This is a genomic window from Cetobacterium sp. (assembly GCF_048470075.1).
Taxonomy (GTDB): Bacteria; Fusobacteriota; Fusobacteriia; order Fusobacteriales; family Fusobacteriaceae; genus Cetobacterium_A.
The window spans coordinates 23,300-29,299 of sequence record NZ_DBGBQB010000169.1; the positions used below are offsets into that span (position 1 = coordinate 23,300).

At 33.9% G+C, this 6,000-nt stretch carries 6 protein-coding genes; all 6 read left to right on the forward strand.

Annotation, left to right across the window (positions count from 1 at the left end; translation table 11 throughout):
- The first annotated feature begins 70 nt into the window (after nt 1-70).
- The 6 genes from ACMOUI_RS06005 (at nt 71) to ACMOUI_RS06030 (ending at nt 5,850) form a co-directional block, all read left to right on the forward strand.
- Entirely contained in the window at nt 71-1,036 is a 966-nt protein-coding gene (locus tag ACMOUI_RS06005; protein WP_418964824.1) for a BMP family lipoprotein, read from the forward strand.
- Nucleotides 1,037-1,100: 64 nt separating this feature from the next.
- Complete coding sequence (locus tag ACMOUI_RS06010) at nt 1,101-2,282, forward strand: phosphopentomutase (RefSeq protein WP_418964825.1); 1,182 nt, start codon at nt 1,101-1,103, stop codon at nt 2,280-2,282.
- 21 nt (nt 2,283-2,303) lie between these two features.
- Entirely contained in the window at nt 2,304-3,008 is a 705-nt protein-coding gene (gene deoD / locus ACMOUI_RS06015) for a purine-nucleoside phosphorylase (protein WP_418964826.1), read from the forward strand.
- Nucleotides 3,009-3,010: 2 nt separating this feature from the next.
- Nucleotides 3,011-3,415, forward strand: coding sequence for a cytidine deaminase (cdd, locus tag ACMOUI_RS06020; RefSeq protein WP_418964827.1), 405 nt, complete (start codon nt 3,011-3,013; stop codon nt 3,413-3,415).
- A 130-nt stretch (nt 3,416-3,545) separates the two neighbouring features.
- The gene (locus ACMOUI_RS06025) at nt 3,546-4,256 is read left to right on the forward strand and encodes a GntR family transcriptional regulator (RefSeq protein ID WP_418964828.1); all 711 of its coding nucleotides are present in this window, start codon (nt 3,546-3,548) and stop codon (nt 4,254-4,256) included.
- Between the two features lie 178 nt (nt 4,257-4,434).
- Entirely contained in the window at nt 4,435-5,850 is a 1,416-nt protein-coding gene (locus ACMOUI_RS06030) for an aspartate ammonia-lyase (RefSeq protein ID WP_418964829.1), read from the forward strand.
- Nucleotides 5,851-6,000 lie beyond the last annotated feature (150 nt).

The window sequence follows — 6,000 nt, forward strand, 5'->3', positions numbered from 1 at the left end:
AATTTTTCTTTGAATTAAGTTAATAATATGTTAAAATTCTACTAGTAAAAAGTTATTTAGGAGGGTATTAATGAGAAAAATAGTTACATTTGTAATGTCAATGATGTTAGCAATTGGATTATTTGCAGCAAAACCTACTAAAGTAGGAATAGTTCTTTCTACTGGAGGATTAGGAGATAAGTCATTTAATGATGCTGCTTACAGAGGATTGGAGCAAGCACAAAAAGATTTAGGAATTGAATTTAAGTATGTAGAACCTGCTTCACCAGCAGAGGACGAGGAGTTCTTAAGAGAGTATGCTGAAGCTGGATATGATTTAATAATAGCTACAGGATTCCAAATGACAGAGTCAGCAAGAACAGTGGCAGCGGATTACCCAGATGCTAAGTTCTTAATGATTGATGATGTTGTAGATTTACCAAATGTAAAATCTATGGTATTCAAAGAGGAAGAGGGGTCTTTCTTAGTTGGAGTTATAGCTGGATTAATGACAAAAAATAATGCAGTAGGATTTGTTGGTGGAATGGAAAATCCTTTAATTAAAAAGTTTGAAGTAGGATTTAAACAGGGTGCAGAGTATGTAAATCCTAAAGTTAAATTCTTCTCTGTATACACAACTGGACCAAATCCATTTAATGACCCAGTTAGAGGTAAAGAGAATGCAATTTCTGAGATTAACCAGGGTGCAGATGTAATATACCATGCAGCTGGTGGAACAGGAATGGGAGTTATCGCAGCAGCAAAAGAGAAGGGTGTATTTGCTATTGGAGTTGACTCAAATCAAGATGGTGTAGAGCCAGGAACAGTATTAACATCAATGTTAAAAAATGTTGACGTTGGAGTTTTCGATACAATTAAAGCTTTAACTAAAGGAGAGTTTGTACCAGGATTAGCTGTTTATGGAGCTAAGGAAAATGGAGTTGGAGTAACTAATTTCGAATTTACAAAAGAGATTATAGGTGCTGATAAACTTGCTAAATTTGAGGAAATCAAAGCTAAATTAATGGCTGGAGAAATCAAAGTAAGCGATAAATAATAAATGGGGGGCTGGTCATTTTGATCAGCCTTTTGTTACCTCAGAAAAAAGGAGATGGATTACTATGGAAAAAATGGAAAGAGTGACACTAATAGTCCTTGATAGTGCTGGAGTAGGGGCTTTACCAGATGCGAAAGAGTTTGGAGATGAGGGAACAAATACGCTAGGAAATATAGCTCTTGCAACAGGTGGTTTAAATCTAAAAAACATGGAAAGATTAGGATTGGGAAATGTGACAGAGATTTTAGGAGTGGATAGAGTTGAGCCTGCAACTGGAGCTTTTGGAAAGGCTTTAGAACTTTCTAAGGGAAAAGATACAACAACAGGACATTGGGAGATTGCTGGAATAGTTCAAGAAAAAGCTTTTCCAACTTATGCCAATGGTTTTCCAAAAGAGACAATAGAGGCTTTTGAAAAGGCTACAGGAAGAAAGGTTATATGTAATTTACCATACTCTGGAACAGATGTTTTAGATGTGTATGGAGAGGAACAGTTGGCAACTGGAGCTTGGATAGTCTATACATCAGCTGACCCTGTATTTCAAATAGCAGCAAATGAGGAGTTAATACCTTTAGATGAGCTTTATTCAGCTTGTAAAAAAGCGTTGGAGATATGTAGTGAGCTTTCTCCTGTGGCAAGAGTTATAGCTAGACCATACACAGGAAAAAGAGCTGGTGAGTTTGTAAGAACACCAAATAGACATGATTACTCTGTGACACCTCCAGTTGAAAGTATGCTAGATAGAATAAAAAAAGCTGGATTAGATGTGATTGGAGTTGGAAAAACAAGTGATATATTTGCTGGAGTTGGTATAACTGAGAGCAGAGGAACGAATAGAGATAACTTGGATGGGATTTTAAAAACTATTGAAGAGCTTAAAAAGGATACTAAAGGGATAATATTTACAAACCTAGTTGACTTTGATATGAAATATGGACATAGAAGAGATCCTAAAGGGTACAAACTAGCTTTAGAGGAGTTTGATAACTACCTACCTGAGATTATAGATAACTTAAAAGAGAACGAGTTACTTGTATTGACAGCAGACCATGGATGTGATCCAACATATAAAGGGACTGATCATACAAGAGAGTATATTCCAGTGTTGGTATATGGAAAAAATTTAAAAGAGAATGTTGATCTGGGAGTTCAAGAGGGATTCTCAACTATCGCAGCAACAATAGAGGAGCTTTTATTAGGGAAAACTGATTTAAAAGGAAGTTTTGCTGATAAGATAATAAAATAAAAGATAAATTAGGAGGGTAAAATGAGTGTACATATAGGAGCAAAAAAGGGAGAGATAGCAGAAACAGTATTATTACCAGGAGATCCCCTAAGAGCTAAATGGATAGCAGAAACATTTTTAGAAGATGTAGTTTGTTATAATGAAGTTAGAGGAATGTATGGATATACAGGAACTTATAAAGGAAAGAGAGTTTCAGTTCAAGGAACAGGAATGGGAGTTCCATCGATTTCAATCTATGTAAATGAGTTAATAAGAGAGTATGGAGTAAAAAATCTTATAAGAGTTGGAACTGCTGGTTCATATAGAGAGGATATTAAGGTAAGAGATGTAATATTAGCTATGTCATCATCAACAACATCAGGGATGAATAGACTTAGATTTGGTGGAGCAGATTATGCACCAACTGCAGACTTTGAACTGTTTATGAAAGCTGCAGAAGCAGCTAAAGCAAAGGGAATTAATGTTAAAGGTGGAAATGTACTAACAGCAGATGAGTTCTATGGAGACAATTTTGAGTCTTATAAAAAATGGGCTGAATTTGGAGTTTTATGTGTAGAGATGGAAACGGCAGCACTATATACAATAGCTGCAAAATACAATGCTAAAGCTCTGACAATATTAACAATATCAGATTCACTGGTAACTGGAGAGGAAACAACTTCTCAAGAGAGACAAACAACTTTAACAGAAATGATAGAAATAGCATTAGAAAGTGTAGTGGGGTAATCATGAAAAACCAGATAGATGAAAAAATAATTTTAGAATACTTAGATAAGGCTATAGCTGCCAGAGAGAATGCATATGTACCATACTCTAAATTTAAAGTGGGAGCGATACTGGTTGATGAAGATGGAAATGAAACATCAGGAGCTAATATAGAGAATGCTTCATATGGACTTTCAAATTGTGCTGAAAGAAGTGCAATTTTTGCAGCGGCGAGTAAGGGCATGAGAAAGATAAAACTTATAGCTGTAGTTGCAGATACTACTGGACCAGTAAGTCCTTGTGGTGCGTGTAGACAAGTTATAAAAGAGTTTGCTGCTGAGGATATAATTATCATCTTAGGAAATCTAAAAAAAGATTATAAGCTTATGACAATGGAAGAATTATTACCATATGGTTTTGAATTATAGTGTAAAATAGAGGTGGTATACACCTCTATTTTTTTTGTTAAAATATTGAGTTTGACAAATGAACTTGTATATTCTATTATAGAGATATATTTTAGTAAAAATTTGTGAAAAAATAAACAAGGAGGATATGATGTCAAGAGAAAATAGCAACTCTGCTTATGCATATAAAATATTAAAAAGAAATATATTTGAACTTAATTTAAAACCTGGAAGTGAACTGAGTGAAAAGGTGATAGGAGAGAAACTTGGAATGAGTAGAACTCCTATTAGAGAGGCATTGATACTTTTAAAACATGATCAGTTAATAGAGAGTATCCCACAGAAAGGAACTTTTGTAACAAAGATTAGTGCTCAAAAAGTTTTAGAGGCAAAGGTATTGAGAGTCGCTTTAGAAACTGCTGCCTTTGAAAGGGTAATCGAAGCTTTAGATGACGAGTTTATCGAGGATTTAAGAACAAATATAAAGATGCAAAGAGTCTATTGTGAAGGGAATCGTAACTATTTAGAATTCCATAAAATGGACAATGATTTTCATAAGATGATATTTGAAAAAGCGGGGATACCTGGATTGTGGGAATTGGCATTAAATGGAACAGGACACTATCAAAGAGTGAGAGTCTTAAATGCTAAAAATAAAACAAGTGATATATCAGTTGTAAAAGAGCATGAGGAGATTTTAGAAGCTTTAGAAAAGAAAGACGTGGATAAGTTGAGAGGAATGTTAGAACATCACCTTGGAAGGACACTTTTAAAGCTTAAAAAATTAGAGGCGGAGAATCCAGAATACTTTGAGATCAAAGAGGAATCAACAAAAGATGATACATTTATACTCCTTAAATAAAAACTGATAAAAAATACCTTGACTTTTAAAAAAAAACCAGTATACTTAAGTCATAAAAGCACAAATGAACGAATAAAGAACGAAATGTTTATTTTCAAAAATAAATAAAATGAAAATAAAGTTTTATAGTTCATAATTTTATGTTCTGGGGATAAAAAAAGGGAAGGTGAAAAAATTGGTGGAGTTTAGATTAGAAAGCGATTCAATTGGTACATTGGAGGTGCCAGTAGAGGCATACTATGGAGTTCAGTCTTTAAGAGGGAAGAATAATTTCCATATTACAGGGTATAAGTTAGGTAATGATTTTATTAAGGCTTTGGCATATGTGAAAAAAGCTTCTGCTATTGCAAATTTAGAGGCTGGAGTATTGAATAAAGAGGTTGTAGACGCCATAGTTCTAGCTTCAGAGGAGATTATAAATGGGGCATTTATGGATCAGTTTATAACTGATGTTATCCAAGGTGGAGCAGGTACATCTATGAATATGAACATGAATGAAGTAATCGCTAATAGAGCTGGAGAGCTACTTGGTGGAGAGCTGGGTAAATATGATAAAGTTCATCCAAATGATCACGTAAACTATGGACAATCCACAAATGATGTAATTCCAACTGCAGGAAAGTTGGCTTTACAAATGATGTCAGAGGAACTATTAAAAACTTTAGAGAGATTAAATGCAACTCTATTGGATAAGAGTATAGAGTTTGATAATGTTATAAAAATGGGGAGAACTCATCTACAAGATGCAGTACCTATTAGATTAGGTCAGGAGTTTAAGGCCTATGCTCAGCCAATAGCTAGAGATATAAAAAGAATAAAGATAGCTTTAGATGACTTAAGAACAGTTAATATGGGAGCAACAGCTGTAGGAACAGGGATAAATGCAGATACAAAGTATGTGGAGGATGTTGTTAGAATTTTATCTGAAGTTACTGGTATCGATTTTGTTCAAGCTGATGACTTAGTTGATGGAACAAGAAATTTGGATAGTTTTGTATGGTTATCTTCAGCACTGAAAGTAACAGCTGTAAATCTATCAAAAATGGCAAATGACTTAAGACTTATGGCTTCAGGACCGAAGACAGGGTTAGCTGAAATTAACCTTCCACAGCAACAGCCAGGTTCTTCAATAATGCCTGGAAAGGTAAATCCAGTTATTCCTGAAGTGATGAATCAAGTTTGCTTCCAAATATTTGGAAATGACCAAACGGTAACGAAGGCAGCTGAAGCTGGGCAGTTGGAGCTAAATGTATTTGAACCAGTATTATTCTTTAACCTATTCCAATCAATAGAGATTTTAAAAAATGGAGTTAATACTTTAATTGATAATTGTTTAATGGGGATTACTGCAAATAAAGAGAGATGTCAGCAATTAGTTGATATGAGTGTTGGAACAATAACAGCTTTAAATCCACATATTGGATATAAAAATGCAGCTGATATAGCTAAAACATCTATAAAAACTGGAGTGTCAGTAATAGATTTAATTTTAGAAAGAAAACTTTTAACTAAAGAGGAGTTAGATATAATCTTAAACCCTTTTGAAATGACAAAACCGGGAATTCCAGGAAAAAGTTTATTGAAAAATAGATAATATAAGAGAGGTGATCTATGGAGTATATAGGTCATCTTTTTTATTTTGCCAAAAATATATGAGTATAAAAATTGACAAAGTAAAAATTGTGGGGTAATAAGGAATCGTATAAAAAATATATTAAAAAAGTTGAAAATATTGAATTTTTAA